This is a genomic window from Archangium gephyra (assembly GCF_042230915.1).
Taxonomy (GTDB): domain Bacteria; phylum Myxococcota; class Myxococcia; order Myxococcales; family Myxococcaceae; genus Archangium; species Archangium gephyra_B.
In genome coordinates, this window is sequence record NZ_CP102578.1 from 1033116 (window position 1) to 1059349 (window position 26234).

25 protein-coding genes are annotated in these 26234 nt (G+C 70.1%); 11 read left to right on the forward strand and 14 right to left on the reverse strand.

The window, feature by feature from the left end; all coding sequences use genetic code 11:
- Positions 1–38: 38 nt before the first annotated feature.
- Positions 39–1613: a DUF6119 family protein gene (locus tag NR798_RS04315; RefSeq protein ID WP_375770125.1), complete on the forward strand. Its 1575-nt coding sequence runs from the start codon at positions 39–41 to the stop codon at positions 1611–1613.
- A 21-nt stretch (positions 1614–1634) separates the two neighbouring features.
- Here the strand turns inward: NR798_RS04315 and NR798_RS04320 are convergent, their stop codons facing one another.
- The 4 genes from NR798_RS04320 to NR798_RS04335 all read right to left on the reverse strand — a co-directional run bounded on the left by NR798_RS04320 (position 1635) and on the right by NR798_RS04335 (position 4808).
- A complete protein-coding gene (locus NR798_RS04320; RefSeq protein WP_375770126.1) occupies positions 1635–2162 on the reverse strand; it encodes a hypothetical protein in 528 nt (175 codons plus the stop codon).
- 40 nt (positions 2163–2202) lie between these two features.
- On the reverse strand, positions 2203–2682 hold the full coding sequence (locus tag NR798_RS04325) for a hypothetical protein (RefSeq protein ID WP_375770127.1): 480 nt from the start codon (positions 2680–2682) through the stop codon (positions 2203–2205).
- A gap of 162 nt (positions 2683–2844) precedes the next feature.
- Positions 2845–3210, reverse strand: coding sequence for a response regulator transcription factor (locus tag NR798_RS04330; protein ID WP_375770128.1), 366 nt, complete (start codon positions 3208–3210; stop codon positions 2845–2847).
- Positions 3207–4808 (reverse strand): RAD55 family ATPase, encoded by a 1602-nt coding sequence (locus NR798_RS04335; protein WP_375770129.1) that lies wholly within the window; start codon positions 4806–4808, stop codon positions 3207–3209. Before NR798_RS04335 ends, NR798_RS04330 begins: the two co-directional genes overlap by 4 nt.
- A gap of 190 nt (positions 4809–4998) precedes the next feature.
- Between NR798_RS04335 and NR798_RS04340 the strand changes: the two genes are divergently transcribed.
- Together NR798_RS04340 and NR798_RS04345 are read left to right on the forward strand one after the other, a co-directional pair.
- Complete coding sequence (locus NR798_RS04340) at positions 4999–5295, forward strand: hypothetical protein (RefSeq protein ID WP_375770130.1); 297 nt, start codon at positions 4999–5001, stop codon at positions 5293–5295.
- Between the two features lie 196 nt (positions 5296–5491).
- On the forward strand, positions 5492–7243 hold the full coding sequence (locus NR798_RS04345; protein ID WP_375770131.1) for a GYF domain-containing protein: 1752 nt from the start codon (positions 5492–5494) through the stop codon (positions 7241–7243).
- A 6-nt stretch (positions 7244–7249) separates the two neighbouring features.
- Here NR798_RS04345 and pdxA read toward each other — a convergent pair whose 3' ends face one another.
- From pdxA to NR798_RS04370, 5 genes are all read right to left on the reverse strand, one after another.
- The gene (gene pdxA, locus NR798_RS04350) at positions 7250–8221 is read right to left on the reverse strand and encodes a 4-hydroxythreonine-4-phosphate dehydrogenase PdxA (RefSeq protein ID WP_375770132.1); all 972 of its coding nucleotides are present in this window, start codon (positions 8219–8221) and stop codon (positions 7250–7252) included.
- A 7-nt stretch (positions 8222–8228) separates the two neighbouring features.
- Positions 8229–9194, reverse strand: a complete 966-nt coding sequence (locus tag NR798_RS04355) for a peptidylprolyl isomerase (RefSeq protein WP_375770133.1) — start codon at positions 9192–9194, stop codon at positions 8229–8231.
- 40 nt (positions 9195–9234) lie between these two features.
- Positions 9235–10233: a peptidyl-prolyl cis-trans isomerase gene (locus NR798_RS04360; RefSeq protein WP_375770134.1), complete on the reverse strand. Its 999-nt coding sequence runs from the start codon at positions 10231–10233 to the stop codon at positions 9235–9237.
- 20 nt (positions 10234–10253) lie between these two features.
- Complete coding sequence (locus tag NR798_RS04365; RefSeq protein WP_375770135.1) at positions 10254–11300, reverse strand: peptidylprolyl isomerase; 1047 nt, start codon at positions 11298–11300, stop codon at positions 10254–10256.
- A 67-nt stretch (positions 11301–11367) separates the two neighbouring features.
- On the reverse strand, positions 11368–12384 hold the full coding sequence (locus NR798_RS04370) for an alpha/beta hydrolase (protein WP_375770136.1): 1017 nt from the start codon (positions 12382–12384) through the stop codon (positions 11368–11370).
- Positions 12385–12529: 145 nt separating this feature from the next.
- On the opposite strand from NR798_RS04370, the gene NR798_RS04375 reads away from it, so the two are divergent.
- The 3 genes from NR798_RS04375 to NR798_RS04385 all read left to right on the forward strand — a co-directional run bounded on the left by NR798_RS04375 (position 12530) and on the right by NR798_RS04385 (position 14537).
- Complete coding sequence (locus NR798_RS04375; RefSeq protein WP_375770137.1) at positions 12530–12799, forward strand: CBS domain-containing protein; 270 nt, start codon at positions 12530–12532, stop codon at positions 12797–12799.
- Positions 12800–12887: 88 nt separating this feature from the next.
- Positions 12888–13121, forward strand: coding sequence for a GIY-YIG nuclease family protein (locus NR798_RS04380; protein ID WP_375773721.1), 234 nt, complete (start codon positions 12888–12890; stop codon positions 13119–13121).
- 90 nt (positions 13122–13211) lie between these two features.
- Positions 13212–14537 (forward strand): sensor histidine kinase, encoded by a 1326-nt coding sequence (locus NR798_RS04385; RefSeq protein WP_375770138.1) that lies wholly within the window; start codon positions 13212–13214, stop codon positions 14535–14537.
- 231 nt (positions 14538–14768) lie between these two features.
- Here the strand turns inward: NR798_RS04385 and NR798_RS04390 are convergent, their stop codons facing one another.
- Complete coding sequence (locus NR798_RS04390; protein WP_375770139.1) at positions 14769–15086, reverse strand: hypothetical protein; 318 nt, start codon at positions 15084–15086, stop codon at positions 14769–14771.
- Between the two features lie 98 nt (positions 15087–15184).
- Here NR798_RS04390 and NR798_RS04395 point away from each other — a divergent pair, with 98 nt between their 5' ends.
- Both NR798_RS04395 and NR798_RS04400 read left to right on the forward strand, forming a co-directional pair.
- The gene (locus tag NR798_RS04395) at positions 15185–15469 is read left to right on the forward strand and encodes a hypothetical protein (RefSeq protein ID WP_375770140.1); all 285 of its coding nucleotides are present in this window, start codon (positions 15185–15187) and stop codon (positions 15467–15469) included.
- A gap of 19 nt (positions 15470–15488) precedes the next feature.
- A complete protein-coding gene (locus NR798_RS04400) occupies positions 15489–16013 on the forward strand; it encodes a B-box zinc finger protein (protein WP_375770141.1) in 525 nt (174 codons plus the stop codon).
- Between the two features lie 12 nt (positions 16014–16025).
- Here the strand turns inward: NR798_RS04400 and NR798_RS04405 are convergent, their stop codons facing one another.
- Positions 16026–16718, reverse strand: a complete 693-nt coding sequence (locus tag NR798_RS04405; protein WP_375770142.1) for a radical SAM protein — start codon at positions 16716–16718, stop codon at positions 16026–16028.
- 146 nt (positions 16719–16864) lie between these two features.
- Positions 16865–17698 carry an NAD(+) diphosphatase gene (nudC, locus tag NR798_RS04410; protein ID WP_375770143.1) on the reverse strand — a complete coding sequence of 278 codons (834 nt, stop codon included), beginning with the start codon at positions 17696–17698 and terminating at the stop codon, positions 16865–16867.
- A gap of 109 nt (positions 17699–17807) precedes the next feature.
- Here nudC and NR798_RS04415 point away from each other — a divergent pair, with 109 nt between their 5' ends.
- Positions 17808–18275: a cupin domain-containing protein gene (locus NR798_RS04415; RefSeq protein WP_375770144.1), complete on the forward strand. Its 468-nt coding sequence runs from the start codon at positions 17808–17810 to the stop codon at positions 18273–18275.
- A 147-nt stretch (positions 18276–18422) separates the two neighbouring features.
- Here the strand turns inward: NR798_RS04415 and NR798_RS04420 are convergent, their stop codons facing one another.
- Together NR798_RS04420 and NR798_RS04425 are read right to left on the reverse strand one after the other, a co-directional pair.
- Complete coding sequence (locus tag NR798_RS04420; RefSeq protein WP_375770145.1) at positions 18423–20225, reverse strand: ABC transporter ATP-binding protein; 1803 nt, start codon at positions 20223–20225, stop codon at positions 18423–18425.
- Positions 20222–22009, reverse strand: coding sequence for an ABC transporter ATP-binding protein (locus NR798_RS04425; RefSeq protein ID WP_375770146.1), 1788 nt, complete (start codon positions 22007–22009; stop codon positions 20222–20224). The genes NR798_RS04420 and NR798_RS04425 overlap by 4 nt, the downstream gene beginning before the upstream one ends.
- A 102-nt stretch (positions 22010–22111) precedes the next feature.
- On the opposite strand from NR798_RS04425, the gene NR798_RS04430 reads away from it, so the two are divergent.
- A complete protein-coding gene (locus tag NR798_RS04430) occupies positions 22112–23770 on the forward strand; it encodes a M14 family zinc carboxypeptidase (RefSeq protein ID WP_375770147.1) in 1659 nt (552 codons plus the stop codon).
- Between the two features lie 214 nt (positions 23771–23984).
- Positions 23985–26234 (forward strand): serine/threonine protein kinase, encoded by a 2250-nt coding sequence (locus NR798_RS04435; protein ID WP_375770148.1) that lies wholly within the window; start codon positions 23985–23987, stop codon positions 26232–26234.

Here is a 26234-nt window from a genome sequence, read left to right on the forward strand (position 1 = left end):
GCTGGACGGAGGCTGAGCACACCAGGCTTGGGTACCTCATGAAGCTGACGGTCTATCTCCTCCGCGATTCCATCACCGAGTTCGGGCAGGTCGTTCCGGAGCACCACCAAGCGAATGGCTATGTCCGGCTGCCGCTGGAGGAGGAGCTTCCCTTCCCCTGCGAGGCGTGGGTTCAGGCGAACAGGCCGAAGCCGCCGAGCTGGGTTCCGTGGCTGGCCTCGGCCTTCGACATGGAGGCACTCGACCTGAAGAACCAGTCCAACTCCTTCGTGCTTCTGCTGAAGGTGGACGGCCGGATCTTCGCGGTGACTTTCGGTTACGGCTCCAACGCCATTCCCCGCCCCAGCATCGAGCCGGACTTTGGTCTCAAGGTGACTCTCAACGAGGTGGATCCCCAAGCCCTGAACATGCTCGATACGCGGACCGTGGACCGGGTGAGCCGCCAGCGGCGGACCCACCTCAATGTGGGCCGGTCCGTGAACGAGTTCGACATCAGCACGGACATGGACTGGATCCGGATGGTGAGTGGCCGTCCCTTGTCCTCAGGTTTCGCCAGGAAGCTGGCGGGGTCGGATTCGCTCAAGATCTCCATGGACTGCGCCATCAAGGATCTCGGCAAGCATTGCCGCGCCTTGCTCAAGACCTACAAGAGCAAGACCTACAAGAAGCACTTCGGCTTCATCGATCACCTGCGTCCGCTCAAGGCCCAGGACCCTCTCCTCCCCGTGTTGGAGCTGAAGCTGGTGGAGCTCCTCGAGGCGCGCGACCACGAACTGGTCGCCATCGCCTATCCGGAGATTCCGGACGAGCGGCTGTCGAGTTGGCGGCTCTGGAAGGGCCGCAAGAAGGCGTTGTACGAGGACCTCGACATCGAGCGGGTCTACGACTTCCTGGATCGCCATCCCGAAGTTCCCGCCGACCCCAACAAGCTCCAGGTGCTCGGGCTCGACGAGGATGGTAACGAGCTCGTGTCCCAGGATCGGTTGCATCGCTACGTGGTGGCCCAGGTCGAGCACGAGGACGCGACCTACGTGCTGTCGCTCGGCCATTGGTTCCGTGTCGACAAGGACTACGTGGCCAACATCCGGAAGAAGGTGCGGCAGCTCCCGGATGTCACCGGCATCCTGGATCTCCCCAGATGGCAGAAGAGCATGAGGAAGGAGGAGGAGTACAACGAGCACACCGGCTCGATGAAGGAGTGGCTGGTGCTGGATCGCAAGATGATCCACGTCGAGGGCCGCGACGGGAAGGTCGAGGCCTGTGATCTGCTCAGCCGGGAGCGCGACTTCATCCACGTGAAGGACATGAAGGACTCGGCGACGTTGAGCCACCTCTTCGGCCAGGGCAGTGTTTCCGCGACGCTGTTCAGGTCGGTGCCCGCGTACGCGGAGGAGTTGAAGGCGCGCTACCAGGCGTTCTACGGGGGCAAGGTGGCCTTCGACGCGGTGAAGTCCCCTCCGCGGGTCGTCTACGCCATCGCCACGACCAAGGAGGGGGAGCTCGCGGACACGCTGTTCTTCTTCAGCCTCGTCAATCTTCTCCAGCACATCGCGCAGGTGCGGGTGGCCGGTTTTGACGTGGCTCTCTGCAAGATCGAGCGGGATGCCGCTTGACCGGTGTCCTTGCGACAGGCTTCAGGGGGGACCGTCGTACGTGGGGTCATCGCCCGGGACGGTGTTCTGGCCGCGGAGGTCGTAGGTGCACTCGAGCCGCGAGCCGTCCTCGAACCGGGCGTCGATCTTCCCCTCGAGGTGGTGGGCGTCCGCGAGCCTGACGCTGAACGTGCCCCCCACCACCCGGGGCGCGTCCGCGGGCGCCTGGATGTGCCAGATGGAGACCGCGCCGTCCTGGGGCGGCCGCTGGGTCCACTCCTCCTCGGACAGGCCGAGGGGAAGCTCCCGCGTGTCCTGCTCCGCGGGAAGTTTCACCTCGGTGATCAACCGCAGCGCGTTGTCTCCATAGAAGAGCTGGAGGCGCGCTGCCCGGACGTACGCGCCCTCGTTGTAGGGACTGAAAGTCGCCGGGACGATGACGAGCGAGCTGTCGCCGTCGAGCTCTCCCTGGATGCGGGTGCCGCCCACGGTGCCCTCACACGTTCCTTCGGGCCCGCACCCGGTGAGCAGCACGGCACCGAGGAAGAGACAAGGAATGAAGCGAACCATTCGGGCTCTCCCATGGGAAAGGGATTGTCTCGAGGCGCCCTCAGGGCAGTGACGGGTTGTCACAGGGGACGACTTCGACGGGACCCAGCACGGGGCCGCCATCGGGGTTCTCGCAGACGGCGCACACGCCCCCCCGGGGCCAGCGCTGCGTGGGCGAGCCATCACTGCTCATCACGGCCCCGGTGGAGAGGAGCCCGTCGAAGTCGGTGGCCAGCTCCAGCGTCGCGGTGGCGTTGTCGCGCAAGCCGCTCAGCACCAGCTTTCCGTCACGCTCCTCCCAGCGGCCCCGCGCATGGCCCATGGAGTCGCAGCCGCGCACCGACCAGCGCACCACGCCTCCCGGCTCGATGGACAGGTTGTAGGCATCCGCCTGTCCCTCCCAGTGGAACACCCCGGCGTAGCCCTGGGGCGGGGGCGTGTTGTCCCAGGGGAGCTTCCCGTCCCACGACTCCTCGCCACACCCCGGGCCCACCAGGAGCGCGGTGGCCACGAGACTCCAGAGCGCACGTGCATGCGACACGCTTCACCTTCCTTCCTCGAAGAAGCAGCGGCCTCGTGCCCAGCAATCCCCACGCCACCCGGACGCTCCGGTGTACGCCCCGGAAGACGCGGACTTGCCGTGGCTCCGGGTGGACACGCTCTCCGTCATTCGTGGGGGAGCCTCGGTTTTTCGTCGTTCCACTCACCTCGGGGTGGGGGGCGCCTGGGGCAGTACCCTCTTCACCGCGTCGAGCAGCGCCTGGAGGGAGAAGGGTTTGCGCAGGAAGCCCTGGACGGGCAGGCCCTTGAGCGCCTCGCGGCCGCACGAGGTCACGACGAGCACCGCGGTGGAAGGAGCGTCCCGCCGCAGCGTCTGGAGCACCGTCAGGCCGTCCACCAGGGGCAACATCAGGTCGAGCAGCACCAGGTCCAGTTGCTCGTGCGCGAGCGTGTCCAGGGCATCCATGCCGTTGTGGGCGGTGAGCACCTGGTGGCCCTCGCCCTCGAGGATGTCCTGGAGGGAGTCCGTGAGGACCTCTTCGTCCTCGACGATGAGGATCCGGCTCATTTGCGCCCTCCGGGTTTGCGCGAGCGCCGCTGGAGGGCAGGGGCCTTCTTCGCCTTGGAGGGCCCGGTGGGCGCGGACCTGGGAGGACTGGGAGACTCGGCGGGGAAGGCCGTCTCGTGCGCGGCGTGCTGCCGGTGGGTGGGCAGGCCGGTCAACATCCCTTCCAGGGCGGCATAGGCCTCCTGCACCTGGATGCCCTGGTGGGAGATGACGAACTCGCGCAGGAAGGGATCGTTGTCGCTGTCGCGCATCTTCAGGATGGACAGCAGGCGGCGCAGCCGGCCGTTGAGCTCGACGAAGCGCAGGAAGATGAGGTTGTCGAAGATGGCCTCCGCGCCCTTGATGGGGGAGTGGAGGTCCGGCCCGAAGAGGGTGTTGGTCTGCTCGGTGATGAGGGTGGTGATGTGCTTGTCGCGCAGCGCGTTGAGGAGCGCGGAGAGGAAGCGCGTGGTGCGCTCGGGATCGATGGCCTCCTTGGCGAAGGGCTCCAGCCCATCGATGAAGACGCGGCGGTATGGGTGCTGGGAGACCAGGTCCATCAGCTCCTGGACCATGGCGTCGGGGAGCGTCTCCACGGGCGCGCGCACCTCGAGGCGGATGAGCCCGCGCTCCACGTCGGGCGCCAGGTCGAGCCCCACGCTCTTCGTCTTGCGCAGCAGCGTCTCGCCGCTCTCCGCGAAGCCGAAGTAGAGGCCGGGCTCCCCGTTGCGGGCGCCCTCGGCGAGGAAGTGCAGGCCCAGCAGCGTCTTGCCACTGCCGGGGCTGCCGAGCAGCAGGGTGGAGGAGTAGGCGACCACGCCCCCCTGGCACATGGCATCCACGTTGGGGACGCCGAAGTGCAGGCGCACGCTCGAGTCGGGGATGACCTCGGGCGTCTTGCGGTACACCGCCTCCCAGCGCGGGTAGATGCTCACGCCGCGCTCGTTGATGAGGAAGGTGTGCCGGCCGGGGATGTTGTTGCTGCCGCGGAACTTGATGACCTCCAGGCCGCGGATGGCCTTGAGCCCGAGCAGCTCCGCGCTCAGCGAGAGGATGCCGTCGACCATGGCGTACTCGACATCCACGGCCTTGTTCATCTCGGTGCTCAGCAGCAGGGCGGTGCAGTCCGTCAGCCCGCAGAGCACCGACAGCCCCTGGAGGAACTCGCGCTGGTCGAGCACGGAGTTGGCGTGCTCGCGCACCAGGCTGAAGCCGTCGATCACCAGGACCTTGATGCGCTTCTCGCGCACCGTGCGCGTGAGCAGCTCCAGCAGCCCGTGCGGCCCCTTCTCCTTCAGCGCCGTGGTGCCGCTGAGGTAGAAGACGCGCGTGCCCACGAAGTCGGGCCGGAAGTACGCCAGCGAGCGCAGGTGCAGCATCATGCGCGCATGCGTCTCGGCGAGCAGGGTGACATAGAGGGCGCAGTCGCCGCGCTCGGCCACGGAGAAGCAGAACTGGTTGGCGAGGGTCGTCTTGCCGGTGCCGGGTGGGCCCGTGACGAGATAGGTGCCGCCGCGCAGCCAGCCGCCGGCGAGAATCTGGTCGAGGTAGGGCGTACCGCTGGAGATGCGGGGAACTTCCTCCTGGGGCGATTCCTGCTTCTCCTCGCTCCCTCCCATGAAGACGGCCTCCTTCGGAGTGCATGGCCTGAACCCAAGGGTGTGCATCTGGAGGTGGGGCCCGGCGTGAAGCGCTGCCTCGCCGCCTGCCCCGCTCACGGCCAGCCGTGCGGCGCTCCGCCATGCCGGGCGTCATCAAATCCCTCGCGGGCCCGGGGAGGTTGTGGAGGAGTGGAGACGAGGCTGGCCCATGAATGAGACGAGCGCCCAGGAGACGCAGGCCCAGGTGTGTCACCGCTGCTTGATGCGGCTGGAGACGAGCGCCGGAGGGGTGGACCTTCCGCGCCGCATCCGCGCCACGCTCGCCGCCCGGGGCGAGGCCGTGCGCGTGAGCCTCACCGGGTGCCTGGGCTGGTGCCCCGTGGGGCGCGTGAGTGTTCAACTGCGGCGCGACGGGCAGGTCTCGGAGGTGGTGTTGCTCGACCCGGAGAGGGATGGCGCGGAGTTGATCGCGCACCTTTCTTGCCCATCAGCGGAAACGCCGTAGTCCGGGTGTCCAGGGGTTTTCGCCTGTGAGTGATTTGGCTGCGTCAGGCGCAGAACTTTCTCATGGGGCAATCGCTCGGAAGTGAAAGAAGACACTCGTACCGCGGGGCGTGAATCCTGGCTGGGGTCTCGGACGTCCTTAGGTTGAGCCACAAGCTGCCCCAACGTCGGGACAGCGGGGGCTGGTAGGAGGGCGTGTGGACGGGAACCATTCGAACATCGAGGGCAATCATCTTTCTCGTGCGGGCGGTGGGGTGCAGCCTCCGCGGCTCTCCCCCCTCTCCGAGGAGGCACCCGCGAGCGTCCAGTCGGCCCTGCGCGAGGTACGCCCGGATGATCTGGACGCCATCTTCGACGGCGCGCTCTTCGGGCCGCCGGCGCTGGAGGTGTCCCCCGAGGTGTCCGCCGCTGGCGTGGAGGTACCCACCCCCGTGCCCGTGGGGGCCGTGGACTGGTACGTGGAGCGGCATGCGCAGCCCGCGGGCCCGTTCCGCCTCGAGCGGCTGCGCGAGCTGTGGCACCAGGGCGAGCTCAACCCCGACACCCTCTTCTGGTGCGAGGCGTGGAGCTCCTGGCGGGCGCTGTCCCGCGTCCCCGAGCTCGTGGCCGCGCTGACCATCTCGGGGCTGCCCACGGTGGCCGCGGACGCGAGTGTCTCCACCGCGCCGGCCCGTCCCAAGGAAGTCGACTCCGGCAAGAAGGTGGTCTCCGCGCTGCACTCGCTCGTCGAGGAGGAGGTGGTGTGGCTGCGGAAGATGAAGGAGGACAAGGAGCAGGAGAAGGAGGAGGAGGCGCGCGCTGCGATGCTCGAGGTGCCGATCGCTCCCGTCGTGCCTCCCGCTCCGGTTCCCGCCCCCGTGCCGGTCCTGCAGCCGGTGGTGGCGCCGGTTCCGGTGCAGGGGACTCCGGTCGCGCCGTATCCGGGGTTCGTTGCGCCCGTGGCTCCGCCCGTCATTCCCGGCATGATGGCCGCGCCGCCCGCGCCCGAGGCGCCCGCGCCCGCTCAGCGGGGGAAGGCGCTGCTGGCCGGGGTGCTCATCGGCTCGGCGGCCGTGGGCCTCGTCGCGGGAGGGCTGCTCCTGCTGTCCCAGTCCCGCGGCGCTGCGGAGCCGGTGTCCCCGCGGCCCGTCGTCTCCACTGAGACGGCTCCGCGTCAGGAGGCACCCGCCGTGGTCCAGCCCGCCGCGCCCGCGCCTGTCGCCGTGGCGCCTCCGGTCGTGTCGGCTCCGGTGACTCCGGCTCCGGCGGCCCAGGCTCCGGCGCCCCAGGCTCCCGCCGCGGCTCCGGTGGCGGTGGCGCCGGTGACGCCGGCCCCGGTGAAGCCCGCGGCGCCCGCCGTGACGCCCGCGCCCGAGAAGCCGGTGACGAAGACCGTTGCCCCCGTGGTGGTGCCCGAGAAGCCGAAGCCCGTCGTGGCCCCGGCCGTCTCGCTGGAGCCGAAGGCGGGCGTTGGCAAGCGGGTGCCGGAGGAGCGTGTCCCGGCGGCGCCCACGTCCGCGCGCAAGGCGGCGAATGATCCGCTCAACTTCGATGACGCGCTCGACAAGAAGTTCGAGGAGGAGCTCGGCTTGTCGGAGGGCGCGCCGAAGTTCAAGGCGGAGGATCCGCGCTCCAAGCGCCACGTCTATATCCCGCCCGAGCCGGGCAAGGAGCTGCCGGAGAGCCTCTCCACCTCGGACGTGGTGCAGGTGGTGGGCTCGCACAAGGACGCCATCCTCGCCTGCATCCAGACGCACTCGCCTGCGCGGATGTCGGACTCGGGCAAGGACCGGTTCGTGGTGCGCTGGCGGGTGCTGCCGACGGGTGACGCCGTCGAGGCCCTCATGGAGACGGAGGCCCTCAAGGGCACGCCGTTCGCCCGCTGCATCGAGGGCCAGGTGCGCTCGTGGAAGTTCCCGCAGCACCGGGTGCAGAGCCGCGAGCCCGTGCGCTTCCCGTTCACCTACTGAGCGGGTTCAGCGCGTGGCGAGCCGGGCGGCCTTGAGCAGCGCCTCCACCATGGGGACGCTGCTCGCCTTGCCCGTGCCGGCCAGGCTGTACGCCGTGCCATGGTCTGGCGACGTGCGCGGCACCGGCAGCCCGAGCGTCACGTTCACCGTGCGCTCGAAGTCCAGCGCCTTGGCCGGGATGAGGCCCTGGTCGTGGTACATGGCCAGCACCGCGTCGTACGGGAAGTGCTCCACCTGGGCGAACAGCCCGTCCGCCGCCAGCGGCCCGTGTGCGTCCACCCGTAGCTTGCGTGCCTGCTTGATGGCCGGCGTGAGGACATCCACCTCCTCGCGCCCCAGCAGCCCGCCTTCGCCCGCGTGTGGGTTGAAGCTCAGCACACCGATTCGAGGCGCCCGGCCCACCACCGGCTTCAGGCTCCGCGACAGCAGCTGCAGCTGGCCCACCAGCCGCTCCACCGTCAGCATCCGGGAGACCTCCACCAGCGGCACGTGGTTCGTCGCCAGCGCCACCCGCACCCGCGGGCCGTCCATGAGCATCATCACCTCACGGCCGAACGCCTCCGCGAGCACCTCCGTGTGCCCCATGAAGGGGATGCCCGCCCGGGAGATCTGCTCCTTGGACACCGGCGCCGTGCACAGCGCGTCCACCTTCCCGGCGCGCGCCGCCTCGATGGCCGCCTGGATGTAGCCGTACTGCGCCCGGCCCCCCGCCCGCGTCGGCTTGCCCGGGACGCGGTCCTTCCCGGCCAGCTCCGTCACCACGCAGACCGTGGGCTTCGTGACGCGCCCGAGGGTCTCGGGCGTGGCCCGGGTGTACTTCGCGAAGGCCGGGAAGCGCTCCAGCGTCGGCCCGTCTCCGAAGACGACGGGCAGCAGCGCCCGGCGCACCTTGGGCGAGGAGAGGGCGTCGGCCGTGACTTCCGGGCCGATCCCGGAGACGTCTCCCAGAGAGATGCCTACGACGGGACGCTCGTTCACGCGGGGCTCAGATCTTCACTTCGACGGAGGCCTTCTGCCGCAGCTCCTGCACGTACTGCTCGACGAACTTCTCCGTCTTCTGCAGCTTCAGCCGGTTCTCCAGCTCGGCCTTCACCTGCTCGAAGGGGGCCACGTCCACCGCGCGCCGCTCCTCCACCTTCAGCACGTGCCAGCCGAACTGCGTGCGCACCGGCTCGCTCACCTCGCCCTCCTTGAGCGCGAAGGCCACCCGCTCGAAGGCCGGCACCATCACCCCGCGCCGGAAGAAGCCCAGGTCTCCACCGTCCGAGGCGCTCGGGCCCTCGCTCTTCTTCTTCGCCAGCTCCGCGAAGTCCACGCCCGGCTTGCGCGCCTCCTCCGCCAGCGCCAGCGCCTTCTTGCGCGCCGCCTCCACCTGCTCCGGCGTCGCCTTCGCGTCCACCTGCACCAGGATGTGGCGCGCGTGCACCTCGGCGTCCCCGGACTCCAGCTTCGTGTACTGCGTGTACGCCGCCTTCAGGTCCTCCTCGGACACCTTCACCTTCGGCGTCACCTTCATCTGCACCAGCTTCATGCGCGACATCTGGTTGCGCAGGAACTCCTTGTACGTCTTCACCGTGAAGCCCTCGCCCGACAGCAGGCGCTCGAACTGCTCCTCGTCCGTGACGTTGTTCTGCCGCCTCACGTCCGCCACCGCCGCGTCCAGCTCCGCGTCCGTCACCCCGAGGCCCAGCTCGCGGATCTGCTCCTCCATCAGCTTCTCGCCGATGAGGATGTCCAGCGACGACTTGAGCACCTTCGCCCGCTGCTCGGCCCGCTTCGCCGGGTCCACGCCGTTCAGCCGCGCCAGCTCCGGCGCCGCGCGCTTCTCCACCTCGGACAGCGCGATGACGTCCCGGTTCACCACCGCCGCCACCCGGTCCACCAGCTCCGCCCGCGCCACCGCGCCGCTCAAGAGCAGCGCCGCCACCATCGTCCCCATCAGCTTCTTCATGTGCGTTCTCTTTTCGTTTCCGTGTCGATGGGACGGCTGCTCACTGCTTCGCCGCCGCCTGCGTGGCGGGCCGTCCGCGGATGGACTGGAGCGTGGCCTCGTTCACCCAGACCTGGGCCTTGGTCCTCAGCTCCTTCTCGTACGTCTCCTGCGCCTCCGCCCGCCGCTGCGCCAGCAGCTTCGTCTCCACCTGCTCCCGCACTTCCGTGAACTCCAGCTTGCGCCCCGACTTCTTCTCCAGCACGCGGAACAGGTGGTAGCCGTACTCCGTCTCCACCACGTCCGACACCTGGCCCGGCGACAGGTAGAACACCACCTGATCGAAGGCCGGCGGCATCTGCCCGCGCGGGAAGAAGCCCAGGTCCCCGCCCACCTTGGCGTCCGCGCTCAGCGAGTACTTGCGCGCCAGGTCCGCGAACTTCTTGCCCGACTTGAGCTGCGCCTGCACCTTGCGCGCGTCGTCGATGCCCTTCACGACGATTTGAGCGGCGCGCACCTGCTCGGGCTCGGAGAACTCCGTCTCGTGCGCCGCGTAGTACGCGCGCAGCTCCTCCTCCGTCACCGCCACGCGCGTGTACACGTGGTTGGTGAAGAGCTTCTCGATGGTGAGCCGCGCCGCCTCGCGCGCCTTGAGCTCCGCCATGGACAGCTGCCCCTGGGCGAGCACCTCGTTGAAGTTGCCCGCCGGGTAGTCGCTCGACAGCCGCAGCACACCCCGGTCCACCTCCTCGGGGCTCACGGTGACGTTGTGCGTGCGGGCCTCCTGCAGCAGCACCATGCGGGAGATGAGCGTCTCCAGCAGCGCGCGCTTGTAGGGCTCCACGTCCTCGGGGGTGTGCTGGCCGGACTCGTTGGCCGAGGAGGCGAGCTCCCGCCCCAGCTCGTGCTCGAAGTCGGCGCGCGAGAGCACCTCGCCATTCACCGTGGCCACCACGTTGGCGTCCGGATCCTCCTTGTCCTTCTTGTTGCAGCCGGCCAGCCCCACGGCGAGCGCCAGGGCGGCGAGCAGCGGGGTGGCGCGGACGAAGGCCTGCGGCATGCGAGTGCTCCTCGGGGAGATCATGGGCGCTCCAGGGAAACGGAAGGCGGGGGCGCGGAAGGGGTGGGGGCGGGAATGGTGCCGGGGGGCGGGCCGCTCGGGGGCCGCATGGGGGTGCTCACGTCCACGTGCACGCGCGAGAGCGTCGCCGCGTCCACGCTGAAGCCGGCGCGCTGCTCCAGCCCGGCGAGCAGCTCCGCCCAGGCCCGGGTGCGCTTCTCCTGGGCGAGGCGGTTGGAGATCTGCTCGCGCACGTCCTCGAGCGTCAGGTTCAACGCCGCCTGGTGGCCGGTGAGCTGCAACACGTGCAGTCCCGCCTCGGTGCGCACCACGCCGCTGAGCGCGCCCGGGCCGCTGGCCACCAGGCCCCGCGCGGCCTCCGCCACCTCCGGCCCGAAGTCCCGGCCCAGCTCCTCGAGCGAGCGGTAGCGCAAGTCTCCATCCAGGGGCTGCGTGCGGGGCTCCTCGCTGTGCGCGCGGGCCAGCCGGCCAAAGGCGGTGAAGTCCTTGGGGGGCAGTGCCTTCGCCTCGGCGAGCAGCTTCTCCGCCTTCACGCGCGCCGCCTCGCCGCGGGCCGCGTCCGCCTTGGGGGCCGCGAGGAAGACGTGCGAGAGCCGCACCTGCTCCGGCCGCACGTAGTCCTCCTGGTGGCTGTCGTACCAGGCGGCCACCTCCGCGTCGGAGACGGGGGGCCTGGCCTCGTCCAGCTGCGAGCGCATCAGCCGGGACACCAGCGCGCGCTTGGTGCTGGCCACCACCTCGGGGTCGTCGTGCAGCCCGCGGGCAATCGCCTCCTGCACCAGCAGCTCGAAGCGGGCCACGCCCTCCACGTACTCGCGCTTCTGCTCCAACGTCTGGTAGCGCTCGCGCAGCGCGGGGCTCATCTCCTCCAGGCGCTGCTTCAGCTCCTCGGCCGACACCCCGTCCGCCTTCCAGGCGGCCACCGGCGTCTTCACCGGCTCGCGGGTGTGGCGGAAGTCCACCACGGCATGGCCCGGTGCGGGGCCGCGCTCGCAGCCCACGAGGGCCAGCAGGGCGAGGGACAGGAAGCGGGAGACAGGAGACATAGAGTGCGGGCCCGTGGGGTAGCACGCCGGGGGGGAGCGGACAACCGGACGTCCCCCCGGGGCCTTCCTACGCCCGGGTCGCGTGCGCGGACAGGAACGCCTCCACCAGCGGGAAGATTTCGTCCGGTGCCCGACGCCCCAGCACCAGGTCCGCATGCCCGTAGTCCTCGGCGAAGCCATGGCCGCGCCCGGCCACCACCAGCTTCACCGGCCCGCCGAGGTGCTCCTGCGCCCGCGCCACGGCGAGCGGGGGGGCGAGCAGGTCCTTGCTTCCCGCCACCAGCATCACCGGCAGCTTCACCCCGGCCAGCGGCTTGCGGTAGCAGGTGCCATCCGTCATGCAGAAGGAGTCGGTGGCAATCCAGTGGGCGAACTGGCGCACCACGCCGCCGTAGATGTCCGCGGGCACGTTGGCCAGGGCCTTGCGCACCACGTCCGGCTCCATGTTGGAGGCCAACATCATGTAGCGGCTGAGGGGCCCCGGGGGCGCGCCGAACAGGGCGATGCCCGTAATCCGCCGGGTGGGAATCATCTTCAGCCGCAGCAGGGGCTCTATCCGCTGCATGAACGTCTTGAGGCCCGGCTGCACCGCGAAGGTGAAGGGGCTGCCAATGGCCACCGCGGCCCGCACCGGCGCTTGCGGGTTCCGGGCCAGATGGCCATAGAGGGTGAGCCCACCCTTGGAATGGCCCACCCAGAGCACTTCCTTCGCCCCGGTGGACAGCACGGTGCGCAGCGCGGTGCGCACGTCGTGCTCGGCCTGGTCGTCGAAGGAGGCGTCCCCACACGGGCCCGCCAGCCCCCGGCCGCGCAGCTCCATCACCCACGTCTCGTAGCCCGCCCGGGCCAGGTAGCGCGCCAGGCTGTAGTGCTCGTCGAAGTCCATGTGGAACCGGTTGGCCCCCAGTCCATGGCAGAGGATGACCGGCTCGGCGTACCGGCGCATCTCCCGGGCGTGGTAGCGCCCCAGGGCGATGGCCGCCCCATCATCGGTGGGCACGCGGTACAGCTCGTCCGGCTTGAAGGGCAGCGTGAGCAATCCTTCTCCGTCGCGATTTACCGCCCGGGAGAAAATATCTGCCATCCTCGTCAGCCTGGGCCCGTTTCGATTCGTCACGACTGGAATCTAATGCCCTGCGGGACGGATGCCGTGTTGAAAAACCGGCGCACCCACATGTCGGCAGACCGGTTGCAATGCTCCACCCTCGTTCAAGCCGGGAGGCGAGTGGATGCGGCAAAAGCCGACTCTTGTGGAAAGGTTGTCCTCGATCGAAGTCACCCTGGTACCCACGGACACTCTCTTGCGGGCCCTGCGAGTGATGGAGCGGTGCGGTGCTTCCCTGCTTCCGGTGGTGGGGGAGGCGGGAGGGTTGGTGGGGCTGGTGAGCCGGGCCCACATCCTGTCCGCGTGGAAGGTGGATCCGCTGCTGCCGGTGGCGCTGGTGATGGCGGCCTACGAGGGGCGGCCCCGGCGGGGCGGTAACCCGGCGTCCTGGTGAGCAGCCGGGCAGGCGAAGAGCGGGGCCGGACGGACGCGGGCGTGCGCTATGCTGCCGCCCCGCCGTGCCGGACACCTGGACCGTCTACATGGTGCGCTGCCGGGACGGGACGCTCTACACCGGTGCCACCAACAACCTCGAACGCCGCGTGGCCACCCACAACCGGGGCCGCGGTGCCGCCTACACCCGTGCCCGCCTGCCGGTGACGCTCGTCTGGAGCGAGCCGGCCGCCGACCGCGGCGCCGCCTTGCGCCGCGAGGCCGCCCTCAAGCGCCTCTCACGGGCCGAGAAACTCCGCCTGGTGGGCCGGGTGCGCCGCTGACCCAGGCTGGGTTCCGTTTGACCCCATTTTGTGCGACTGTTCTGCGCAGAACTCTCCATTCTCTTGGAATCCTGGGAGACCGGCACGGACATGGCGCAGCAGGACGCAGGAGCACCCCGGCAGGCCGCGGGGGACAAGGCGCACGGCGAGGAGCTGGTGCTGCGCGATGAGCAGCGCCTTCTCTACTTGCTGGCGCTCACGTGCCTGCCGTTCTGGGTGGTGGACTCGCTGTCGGTGATGAGGCCGGCGTGGGACACGCTGGCGCTGCGGCTGGGGTGGGCGGGGCTGACGGGGGCGATGGGCTGGTCGCTGCGGTGGCTCGGGCCATCGCGCCGCAGGGGGGTACGGACGGTGGCGGGCGTGGTGGTGCCCAACGTCTTCCTGGGGCTGGTGGTGTACCGGTTGGGAGGGGTGGGCAGTCCGCTCTTCAGCTGGTTCTTCGTGATGCCGCTGATGACGCTCACGGTGTCGCGGGGCGAGCTGTGGCAGGGGCTGCTGAGCACGCTGTTGCCGCTGGTGTCGGCGGGCACGGTGATGAGGCTGGAGGGGATGGCGCCGGGGCCGATGGTGACGCGGTTGCTGCTGCTGCTGGGGGCCGGGGCGGTGGGGATGCAGATGAGCGCCTTCTACCGGAAGCTGCGGCAGGCGCGGGCGCGGGCGGAGGACGAGCAGCGGGCGGTGCAGGAGGCGCTGGAGGCGTCCCAGGCGCGGGCGCTGCAGGCCGAGCGGCTGGCGCAGGTGGGGCGGCTGGCGGCGGGCGTGGCGCACGAGGTGAAGAACCCGCTGGCGTATGTGCAGGCCAACCTGCGCTTCCTCTTGGAGGAGTGGCGGCAACCGGCGACGGGCGCGGATGACACCGAGTACACCGAGGCCCTGCAGGAGACGATGCAGGGGGTGGAGCGCATCCATCAAATCGTGAAGGACCTGACGGCGCTGTCGCGGGCGGAGGAGACGGTGGCGGGGGTGGGGCGGTGCGAGCTGGTGCCGGTCATCGACGCGAGTGTGAGGCTGGCGTCGGTGCGGCTGAAGTCGCTGGTGAGGCTGGCGGTGGAGGTGCCGCCGGAGGCGGTGGCGAAGGCGGAGCCGAGGCGGCTGGGGCAGGTGCTGCTCAACCTGCTGCTGAACGCGGCGGACGCCATCGAGGACGCGAAGGTGCAGGACGGGCGGGTGGCGGTGCGGGCGGAGGTGGAGGGGGAGCGGGTGCGGGTGATGGTGGAGGACAACGGCCCGGGGATTTCAGCGGAGAACCTGCCGAGGCTCTTCACGACGTTCTTCACGACGAAGGCGCCGGGGAAGGGGACGGGACTGGGGTTGGCGCTGTCGAGGCAGTACGTGGAGTCGTTCGGCGGCACGCTGCGCGCGGAGAACCGCCCCGAGGGCGGCGCGCGTTTCATCGTGGAACTGCCGGTGGCCTGAGCCGCTCGAGGGAAGTGAGCGAAGACACCCCCTCTCCCCTCGGGAGAGGGTCAGGGTGAGGGTATCCGAGCCCGTTCTTCAACCTGTTGCCCACAGTGGGGGCAGGGGGCTCAACCCGGGTTCACCCGATACCCTCACCCCGTCCCTCTCCCGGAGGGCGAGGGGAAATGGCCGCGGTTGTCTGGAAATGGCCGCGGTTGTCTGAAGGGGATTCGCCGCCGTGGATGTGGCTCAGACGGCGGGACCGGGCTGGGCCGGAGGGGTGGTAGGTGGCTGCTGCATCCGCTTCTGCTTCTTCGAGCGCGACACCACGAAGACGATGCCCAGGATGAGGAAGCTGCCCGCTCCGATGAGCGTGCCGTACACCTGGTAGCGCAGCAGGTCCGCGGTGATGCCCTGGATGACCTTGGGCAGGTCGCACATCGTCTGCGCCCCGAGCGGTGCCGTGTTGTACCACTCGAGGAACCGGGGGCCGATGTACGAGGCCGTGGCCAGCCCCAGGAAGGCTCCCAAGAGGATGAAGGTGAGCAGCGTCTTCAGTGTGGCCATCGTCCGGGCACCTCGGTGAGGAGACGTGGGAGCGTCCTTTAGCACGCAATCCACGCTCGGTGGCCACGTCCGGGCGGCAGCCGTGTTATCTGAGGGCCGTGCCGCTCCTCCCTCTCGCCGCCGTGTTCGGCGCCATCACGCTCGTCTGCGCCGCCTTCCTGCTCGTCCACGCGTTCCGCCGCAGCCTGGGGACCGGGATGATGGTGCTCCTGGTGCCCTTCTACGTGCTCGTCTACGCCTTCAGTCAGTTCGAGCACCCGCGCAAGAACCTCATCATCGTGGGCTTCTTCGGCTGCAGCGTGCTCGCCGCCGTCTTCCTCGGCCTGGGCGCCCACGCGTTGGACCTGGCGATGATTCGCCCGCCCCCGCCTCCCATCTTCTGACCCGGTGCGAGGCGAGCCCGTGGCCTCCGCGCCAGACCAGCCCGCCTTCACCAGCCCCCGCTGCCCCACGCACCAGCGGGCCGCGGTCGCCACCTGTGTCCGCTGTGGCACCTTCCTGTGCGGCGAGTGCACCGAGCTGCTCGGCGAGGCCGCCTGCTGCGCCTCCTGCATCACCTTCGTCCGGAAGCACGGCGCCGCCTCGCTGGCCCTCAAGTTGACGCTCGGCCTAGGCCTCATCGCCCTCGCCACCGTGCCCCTGGCCCTGCTCCTGCCGATGAACGTGGTGGTCGACATGGGCCGCGCCACCATCGTCCTCCCCCTGCTGCGGCGCCTGCCCGTGCTCAATGGCCTCGCCGCCGGGCTCGGCTTCTGGCTGTCCTCCCGCGAGCTGCGCCGCCTGGAGCGCGTGGACGTCCCCTCGCCCGCGCGCACGTGGGCCCGGTGGACGCGCGGGCTCTCCTGGCTCAACCTCGCCTGCGTCCTGCTCCAGGTCTTCCTCGTGCTCCGGCTCGTGCTGGGCTTCTTCGCCTCCAGCGCGCGCTGAGGCGGCCCGTCCTCACACGCCGCGCTCGTTCGGTTCCCAGATGTACTTGTGCATCTGCAGCTGGAAGCGCACCGGCAGCCGGTCCGCGATGATCCACTCGGCCAGCTCCTTCGTCGTCAGCTTGCCGTAGATGGTGGAGAAGAGCAGCCCGTACGGCTTCTCCAGCAGCCGGTGCTCGGCGATGAGCTGCTTGGACCACTCATAGTCCTCGCGGCTGCCGATGACGAACTTGAGCTCGTCGTTGGCGTTCATCGACGTGAGGTTGCGGTAGTCGTTGCGGTCGCACTCGCCCGAGGACGGCGTCTTCATGTCCACGATTTTGTGGACCGCTGGAGGCACCAGCCGCACGTCGATGGCGCCACTCGTCTCCAGCAGCACGGTGAGGCCGGAGGCCAGCAACTCCTCCATGAGCGGGTACACGCCGGGCTGGAGCAGGGGCTCGCCTCCCGTCACCTCCACGCGGGGCGCGCCGAGCTCCTTCACCTTGGCCACCACCTCCGGAATCTTCATGCGCGTGCCGCCGTGGAAGGCGAACTCGCTGTCGCAGTAGGAGCAGCGCAGGTGGCAGCCGGTGAGCCGCACGAAGGAGCACAGCAGCCCCGCGTGCGAGGACTCGCCCTGCACCGAGAGATAGAACTCCTTGACCACCACCGAGTCAGCGGTGGGAACACGACGGGGCTCGATATGGGGGCGCGCGACGGGCATGGAGGATCCGGGGGGCCTCGCTTCAATCCCACCCGGGCGGTGGATGCAAGCGGAGAGACCTGCCAGGGCCTCAACCACTCGACGTCTCCGGGGATTTCCAGGCGCCTCCCCTCCCGGCGAGAGGGCGAGCCCCCGGAGCGCGGGTCTCAGGCCGGAGTGGTGCGAGCCTTCACCTCGGCGATGAAGGTGTCGATGAGCCGCCGGGCGATGCTCAGGCGCGGGGGGAGCTGCGGGAGGGTGTCGGGGGTGAACCAGCCCGCCTCGGCGATCTCCTGGCCGTCCACCTGGATCTCTCCGCCCGCGTACTCGGCGGTGAAGCCCAGCATGAGCGAGCGGCCGAAGGGCCACGGCTGGCTGCCGAAGTAGCGGAGGTTCTTCAGGTCCACGCCCACCTCCTCCTTCACCTCGCGCACCACCGTCTCCTCGAGCGACTCGCCGACGTCGACGAAGCCGGCCAGGGTGCTGAAGAAGGCCCCGGGGAAGTTGGCGTTGCGCGCGAGCAGCATGGAGTCGCCGCGGGTGATGAGCACGATGACGGCGGGGGAGATGCGCGGGTAGTAGGGCGTGCGGCAGGCGGGGCAGCGGCGCGAGCGCTCGCCGGGGACGAGCACCGTGGGCTGGCCATCGCGCCCGCAGAAGCGGTGGGTGGCGTCCCACTCGGCGATGGCGAGCGCCCGCCCGGCGACACCGAAGAGGGCCTCGTCCACGTGGTTGTAGAGGCCGCGCGCGGGGATGAGCTTCATGCCCTCGGGAGGGGAGATGTCCTTGGGGAAGGCGGCGGCGTAGCAGTCCACGTCCCCGAGGGTGCCGAGGAAGTGCGCCCCCGTGGCGAGTTCGGGCAGCTCCGCACAGGTGGGGATGCGCACGGCGTTGTCGCGCTCGGCTACGAGGAGCTCCAGGCCGTGCGCGGCGAAGAGCAGGGCGCTGTCGCGCGGGCGCGCGGGGACTTCGTGTCCGGGGATGAATCGGGGCTGGCTCACGGGCGGCACCTTAGCGGGACGCGGGCCCCAGGGGCAGGGACTCGTCCCCGGGACCGTCCCCTCCCGGAGGTGGCTGGTGTATGCGCCAGCAGGTGCTAGGAAAAGAGGGATGATGCGTCCCTCGCTCCTGACGGCCCTTCTCTGTGTCTCCGTTGGCTGTGTCCACGCTCCCACCGTGCCCGTGCGCCACGTGGTGGGTAGCGCCGAGGCCCCCACCTTCCGCATCTCCCAGGGCAAGGGCACCGCCATCCTGCTCGTCAACGAGGAGACCGGGGCCCGCGCCGCCTCGCTGGGCGTGCTGGAGCTCCAGGCGGGGGCCGGAGTGCCCGAGCACATCCACGCGGACAGCGTGGAGATGCTCTACGTGGAGGAGGGCGGGGCGGAGATGACCATCGAGGGCCAGAAGATGCCCGTGAAGCAGGGCGATGCCGTCTACATCCCCGCGGGGACCCGCCACTCGGCGCTCATTCCCGAGGGCGCTCCGCGCTTCCGCGCCGTGCAGGTGTACGTGGGCCCCGGCCCCGAGGCCCGCTTCCGCCAGGGCGAGCCCGTGAAGCCCGCTGCCTCTTCACCGTAACCTCCCCTCGCCCCCCGGGAGAGGGTCAGGGTGAGGGTTCCCGAGTCTGTTTTTCAACCCGTGGCCCTCGGTGTGGACACGAGGTTCAACCCGGGGCCCGTGGCACCCTCACCCCGTCCCTCTCCCGTGAGGAGAGGGGAATTTGGCTCAGTGAGCAGGAGCCGCGGGCTCGCGGAACCGCCGGTGGTACAGCTCCGCGTACAGGCCGTTGTGCGCCATCAGCTCTTCGTGCGTGCCGCGCTCCTTGATGCGCCCCGCGTCGATGACGAGGATGAGGTCCGCGCTCCGGATGGTGCTGAGCCGGTGCGCGATGACCACGCTCGTCCTTCCCGCCAGCAGCGTGGAGAGCGCGCGCTGGATGAGCGCCTCCGTCCTCGTGTCGATGTTCGCCGTCGCCTCGTCGAGGATGAGCACGCGCGGCTCGGCGATGACCGCCCGAGCGAACGCGAGCAACTGCCGCTGTCCCTGGCTCAGCGTCGCGCCTCCCTCCCCGAGCACCGAGTCGTACCCCTTCGGCAGTGCGGCGATGAACTCGTGCGCATGCACCGCGCGAGCGGCCTGCTCTATCTCCTCGCGGCTCGCCTCCGGCCGGCCGTAGCCGATGTTCTCCGCGATGGTGCCGGAGAACAGGAAGGGCTCCTGAATCACCGTCGCCATCTGCCGGCGCAGGCTCGCCCGCCTCACGCGCTTGACGTCCTCCCCATCCAGCCGCACCACCCCCTCCGTCGAGTCGTAGAAGCGGGGGATGAGGTTGGCCACCGTCGTCTTCCCCGCGCCCGTGCGGCCCACCAGCGCCACCGTCTGCCCGGGCGCCACCTCGAAGCTCACGTCCTGCAGCACCGGGTGCCCGGCGTCGTAGGCGAACGACACCTTCTCGAACGTGATGCGCCCCTGGGCCCGTCCCAGCTCCAGCGCGTCCGGGGCATCGGCGGGCTCGCGCTGCTCGTCCAGGATGGAGTAGATGCGCTCGGCGCCCGCGAGCGCCGACTGCATCAGCGTGTACGTCGAGGCCGCGAGCTGCACCGGCCGGAAGAACTGCTGCGCGTAGATGAGGAACGCCGCGAGCAGGCCCACGCTCAACTGCCCCTGGAGCACCAGGTGGCCGCCGTAGCCGATGACGAGCGCCGTGGAGAGCGTGGCGAGCACGTCGATGGCGGGGGAGAACGCGGAGGTGATGCCCACCGCGGACACGTTGGCGTCGCGGTTGGCGGCGTTCCGGCCCCGGAAGCGGCGGATGTTCTCGTCCGTGCGGTTGAAGGCCTGCGCCTGCCGGACGCCGACCAGCTCCTCCTGCAGCTCCGCCGTCACGTTGCCCACCGTCTGCCGCGTCTTGCGGTAGGCCTTCCGGGCCCGGGCGGCGAAGAACCACGTGGTGAGCAGCATCGCCGGAATGAGGGTGAAGCACGCCAGCGCCAGGCGCACGTTGAGCGCCAGCATCGCCACCATCACGCCCACCAGCCCCAGCATCGCGCCCAGCAGCTGCGTCAGCCCCTGCGAGAAGAACTGGTTGAGCGTGTCCACGTCACTGAGCAGCCGGCTCATCAAATCCCCGATGGGCCGCTTGTCGAAGTACGAGAGCGGCAGCGCCTGGAGCTGCTCGAAGAGCCGGGTGCGCAGCGAGGCGAGCACGTGCTGTCCGGACGCGCCTACGCGCCGCGTCTGGGCCCGCGAGGCCACCGCGCCCCCGAGATAGACGGCGAACAGCAGCAGCAGGGTGCGCAGCAGGCTCGTCGCATCCTCGCTGCCGATGTCGTGGTCGATGGCGCGGCTCACCAGATACGGGCCGATGGCCTGCGCCAGTGCGCTCACGAGGACCAACGCCAGCGCCACGAGCAGCGTGCCACGGTGGGGCCGCAGCTCGCTCACCAGCCGGCGCGCCACCGCGCCACGGTTGGCGGCGCGCTGGACTTCCACCTCCGCCATCGACTCGAGACTTCCGGGCCTCCTCATGCCGCCTCCGGGGTGCTGGCCTGCAGTTGCGAGCCGAGGATCTCGTTGTAGAGCGGACTCGAGGCGAGCAGCTGCTCATGGGTTCCCTGCGCCACCACTCGCCCCTCGTCGAGCACGAGGATGAGGTCCGCGTCGCGCACCGTGCTGATGCGCTGGGCGATGACGAGCGCGGTGCGGTGCGCGCCGCGCATCAGCCGGTCGAGCGCGTCCTGGATGGCGGCCTCCGTTCCGGCGTCCACCGCCGAGGTGCTGTCGTCGAGGATGAGCAGGCGCGGATCCGTGAGCAGGGCCCGGGCGATCGCCAACCGCTGGCGCTGCCCGCCCGAAAGCCCCACGCCCCGCTCGCCCACCACCGTGTCGTAGCCCTTCGGCAGCCCGGCGATGAACTCCGCCGCCTGCGCCGCCTCGGCCGCCGCGTGAACCTGCTCCTGGGTCGCCTCCGGGCGGCCGTAGGCGATGTTCTCGCGCACCGTCCCCGAGAAGAGCAGGGCGTCCTGCAGCACCACGCCGATCTGCGAGCGCAGGCTGGAGAGCGTCACCTCGCGCACGTCGTGCCCGTCCAGCAGCACCGTGCCTCCCGTCACGTCGTAGAAGCGCGGAATGAGGTTGATGATGGTGCTCTTGCCGGAGCCCGTCGTCCCCAGGATGGCCACGAGCTGCCCCGGCTCGGCCACGAAGCTCACCCCCCGGAGGATCTCTCGCTCGCTGCCCGCGTAGCGGAAGCGCACGTCCCGCAGCTCCACGCGTCCCTGGAGCGGCGGCAGCGTCCGGGCTCCGGGCTTGTCGGCCACCTCCACCTGGGTGTCGAGCAGCTCGAACACGCGCAGCGCGGACGCCCCGGCGCGGGAGATCTGCGCCGCGATGAAGCCCAGCGTCATGAGCGGCATGAGCAGGAAGCCCAGGTAGCTGTTGAACGCGAGCAGCTCGCCGAGCGTCAGCCGCTGGCGGAAGATGAGCAGGCCGCCCACGCCCACCACCACGAGCGTGCCGAAGTTGGCGAAGAAGCCCACGAACGGGAAGTTGGTGGCGATGGCGTCGATGATTCCCAGGTTGTAGCCGAGCAGCTCGTCGTTGATCTTCCGGTAGCGGGCCGCCTCGCGCGCCTCGCCGGAGAACGCGCGCACCACGCGGATGCCACGCAGATCCTCCTGGAGCACGGTGTTGAGCCGGCCCAGCGCGGCCTGCACCCGGCCGAACAGCGGGCCCATCTTCCCCATGAAGTTCCGGAGCAGCCAGAGGATGGGCGCGATGGATGCCAGCGCCGCCACCGCGAGCACCGGGTTGAGGGCGAGCAGCAGCACCGCGCAGCCCAGCAGCATGACGAGCGAGGCGGCGAACTGCACCACGCCGGAGCCGACGAAGGTGCGCACCTGCTCGACATCGTTGGTGAGCCGGGTGAGGAGCTGGCCGGTCTGCGCCTGGTCGTAGTAGCTGAAGCTCAGCCGCTGGATGCGCGCGAAGAGCGCGTCGCGCAGGTCGAAGGCGACGCCCTGCGAGACACGCTCGGCCAGGTAGCCCTGGAGGAAGTTGAAGAGCCCTCGCCCCAGGGCGATGGCCACCAGGCCCCCCACGGCCACGAGCACCGTGGCGCGGTCCCCCTTGGCGAGGCCGCCGTCGATGGCCAGCCGCACCATCTGGGGCGCGGCGAGGTTGGCGGCGGACACGAGCAGCAGCGCCACCAGCGCGCCCGCCGTCTCCAGCTTGTACCGGCTCAGATATCCGAGTGCCCGCCAGATGGCCTTCCCGCTACCCGGGAGCGACTGCGGTTTTCGTCCGTGTTCCATGTCCGGACACACGTATCGAAGTGAGCCCCGGGCCGCAATGTCCTCGCGGAGAAGTGACGGAGTGCTTGACGCTGCCCGAGGGGGACGCTCGGATGCGCCCCCATGACCGAGCTGCTCACCCGCGCCGAAGCGTCGAACTACAAGGAAACCTCTCGTCACTCGGATGTGCTCGCCTTCGTCGACGAGCTGTGCCGCCGCACGAAGCTCGCCAGGCGCGTGGACTTCGGCCAGAGTGGCGAGGGCCAGCCCATGACCGCGCTCATCGTCAGCGATCGCGGCTGCTTCACCCCCGAGCTCGCCCGCCGGCAGAAGAAGCTCGTGGTGATGGTGGAGGCCAACATCCACGCCGGTGAGGTCGAGGGCAAGGAGTCCGTCCTCGCGCTCGCGCGGGATTTGACGCTCACCAAGCTGGGGCAGAAGCTGCTCGACAAGCTCTGCCTCGTGCTGATTCCGGACTTCAACCCCGACGGCAACGACCGCATCAGCCCGAACAACCGCAAGCTGGACTTGCAGAACCTCGAGGGCCAGGTGAACCCCGAGGGCGGCGTGGGCATGCGCTACACGGGCGAGGGTTGGAACCTCAACCGCGACAACATGAAGCAGGAGGCGCCCGAGACGCGCTGCCTCGCGAAGTTCTATCAGTCGTGGTGGCCCGACCTCTTCATCGACTGCCACACCACCGACGGCAGCATCCACGCCTTCGATCTCACCTACGACACGTCGCATTCGAACGAGCCGCTCTTCGCGGAGCTGCGCGCGTTCAACCAGGAGATGCTCGAGCGCGTGGCGAAGGCGGTGCAGACGCGCCACGGCTTCGACAGCTTCTGGTACGGCAACTACAAGGAGGAGGGCAATCCCGTCTCGGGCTGGCACACCTATCCCGCGCTCCCGCGCTTCGGCAGCCATTACCGCGGTCTGCTCGGCCGGCTGGATGTGCTGCTGGAGACGTACAGCTACATCGACTTCCCCCGCCGCTGCGCGGTGATGCGGGCGTGGTTGCTGGAGCTGTTCCGCGACGCCGCCAAGAACGCCAGCGCCTATCGCGCCATGACCCAGGCGGAGGAGGCGCGCATCATCGAGCGCGGTGAGTCGCACGATGTGCGGGAGTTGGTGGGCATCAACTACGGGGTCGCCACGCGCGACGACAAGGGCGCGCTGCTGTTCGAGTACCCCGCCTACGCGAAGCCCGGCGACGCGGCCCACATCCTCGCCTTCGACGAGGCGAGCATCACGGCGCGCCGCTACCCGGGGAAGCGCAAGCGCGCGTACCTCACGCCGCACCACCGGACGTTCGTGCCCACCCAGGCGGTGAGCACTCCGGCGGCGTACCTCGCGCCCGCGGAGCTCGCAGGGCGCCTCGAGGGCCATGGCATCCGGTTCGAGCGCCTCGCCGCTTCGGAGCGCTTCACGGTGGACAGCTACCGCGTGGCCCGGCGCGAGGAGACGTTCAGCCCGGATGTGGCCACGAACGTGCCGCCTCCGGGCCAGTCCGAGGTGCCGCTCAGCCAGAAGCCGAAGCCGGTGCGCTTCGAGACCGTGCTCACGGTGGCGCCCGAGCGCACCACGCGCGAGTTCCCCGCGGGGACGCTGCTCGTGCCCACGGCGCAGCGTGCGGGCACCCTGGCCGTGTATCTGCTCGAGCCGCACTCCGACGACGGCTTCTGCCGCTGGCAGTTCCTCGACGGCCTCATCCAGGTGGGCGAGCTCTATCCGGTCCACCGCGTGGTGGCCGTGACCATCGCGCCGAAGAAGGCGGAGTAGCGGGCGGCCTCGCACGGCCCTCGAAACCCGTCGAAAACCCGAGTAATCCCGAGGGATTGGAGCCGGAGGTGAATTCCCCTGCTCCCCCTGCGTCGAGGCAGCCGCGGCGAGACCCTCACCCCCCGCCCTCTCCCAGCGGGAGCGGGGGCCTCCCGCAACCACCCGGCGCCTCCCCGGGTTAGGATGGGCACCCAGGGCCATGGACTCTCCGCCGATGAACGATACCCCCCCGTTTCCCCGCCTCCTCGGACGCTACGAGCTCGTCCACCTGCTCGGGCAGGGCGGCATGGGCGAGGTGTATCTCGCCAAGATCTCCGGCGCCGCCGGCTTCGAGAAGCCCTGCATCGTCAAGACCATCCTGCCCGCCCTCCTCAAGGACCGGCAGTTCCTCGACCGCTTCCACCACGAGGCCAAGGTGCTCGTGCACCTCGTCCACTCGTCCATCGCCCAGGTCTACGACATGGGCGAGGCCGAGGGCACCTACTACATGGCCCTCGAGTACGTGGCCGGCGTGGACCTCGCCTACCTCCAGGAGCAGGCGCGCAACGAGGGCCAGCAGCTCCCCGTCCCCGTGGCGCTCTACCTCGGCCAGCGCATCGCCGAGGGGCTCGGCTATGCCCACCGCAAGACGGGCCCGGATGGCTCGCCCCTGGGCATCGTCCACCGCGACGTCTCGCCCCACAACGTGATGCTGTCCTACGAGGGCGAGGTCAAGGTCATCGACTTCGGCCTCGCCAAGAGCGCCGCGCGCAGCAAGTACACCCTGCCCTCCACCGTCATGGGCAAGCTGGGCTACATGTCCCCGGAGCAGGTGCGCGCCGAGCCCCTGGACCACCGCAGCGACATCTACTCCTGCGGCGTCGTGGTGTGGGAGCTGCTCGCGGGCCGGCCCCTCGTCCCCCACGGCACCGTGGGCGAGATGATGGCCGCCATGTCCAACCCCTCCGTGCCCGCCCTGCACGAGGTGCGTCCGGACGTGGACCCGGCCCTCGACGCGGTGGTGCGCCGCGCGCTGGCGCCCTCCCCCGAGGACCGCTACGCCCGCTCCGACGACTTCGCCCGCGCCCTCAACGAGCAGCTGCTGCGCTCCGGCTCCACGCTCGGCGCCGAGGAGGTGGGCGAGTTCGTCCGCACGCTCTGCCCGCAGGCCTTCGCCACGCAGCGCCAGCTCATCTCCCGTGTCTCCTCCAACCCGGGACTGCGCCGCACGCCCCTGCCCGGCGGCTCCCTGGTTCCCGCGAGCCCCGGCGGCACCGCGCGCTTCTCACCGCTGCCCCAGGCGCCGTCGCAGGCCGCTGGCGACACGGGCTACGAGTCCACCCTGGTGCGCTCGCCTGGCGCCACCGCCACGCCCGCGGTGGGCGCCGTGCCGGCCGAGACGCTCCAACTGGAGAAGTCCTCCGGGCCCGGCCGCAAGGGGTGGATGGCGGCGATCGCCCTCGGAGCCCTCGGGCTGATTGGCGCCACGGCGGGTGTCACCTCGGTGCTGATGAATCGTTCGCCCGAGCATCCACCTCCGCCCGTATGGGGTGCCGAGGGCCCGCGGCCCGGTGAGCCCCCGCGGCCCCCGCCTCCGGGCATGGGGCCTCCGCCTCACGACATGCACCCCCCGCCTCCCGGCATGGGGCCTCCGCACGGCGAGGGCCGCCCCATGCCCGGGGGTCCCCAGGCCATGGCCGAGGCGCCCCAGGCTCCCGAGCAGCCCGCCGCACCCGCCGAGCCCCAGGCGCCAGCAGTCCCCTCCGAGCCCGAGGTGGAAGCGGAGGCCGAGGCGGCGCAGCACGCGAAGCCGAAGCCGTCCGAGTCACACGCGCGCCCGCAGAAGCTCGTCCCCGCGGAGCGCGTGGCGTTGCTGAGGAAGTCCAACCGCGATGACTACTTCAGCGTCGACCGTGGGGCGCGCGCGGGGCTCTCCAGGGGAATGGTCCTCCAGGTGGTCGCCGAGCCGAAGGATGGCAAGGCGAGGCTGCTGGGCGAGGCGAAGGTCCTGGATGTGAAGAAGGGGCGCTCGACGCTGAGCGCCAAAGCGCGCGTGCACAACGCGGGCAAGGTGGACCTCTACGTGGTGCTCCCCAAGGGCGCGGGCGCGAATGCCGCTTCCGAGGACTCCGAGGACTCCGAGGCCGAGCCCCAGGCCGCCACCCCCCCGCCGCCCGCCGAGGCGGCTCCCCCGCCGAAGCCCGCGGAGCCCCGGAAGCTGAGCGGACGCCCCAACCTCAGGGGCTTTCCCCCCTTCAACCAGAAGATCGAGCTCACCAACACCGACACCATCCTCTGGAGCGACTGCATCCTCGTCATCCGGGGACGCGACATGTACAAGCTCGGCGGCATGGCCCCCGGCGGCACGCGGGAGATTCCGCTGCTCGAGTTCAAGAAGGGCGGGCGTGAGGTGCCCTACGTGGGCAAGAACCGGCTGGGCCTCTTCTGCGCCGAGGGGGAAGGGGAGTTCCCCTTGACGCTGTGA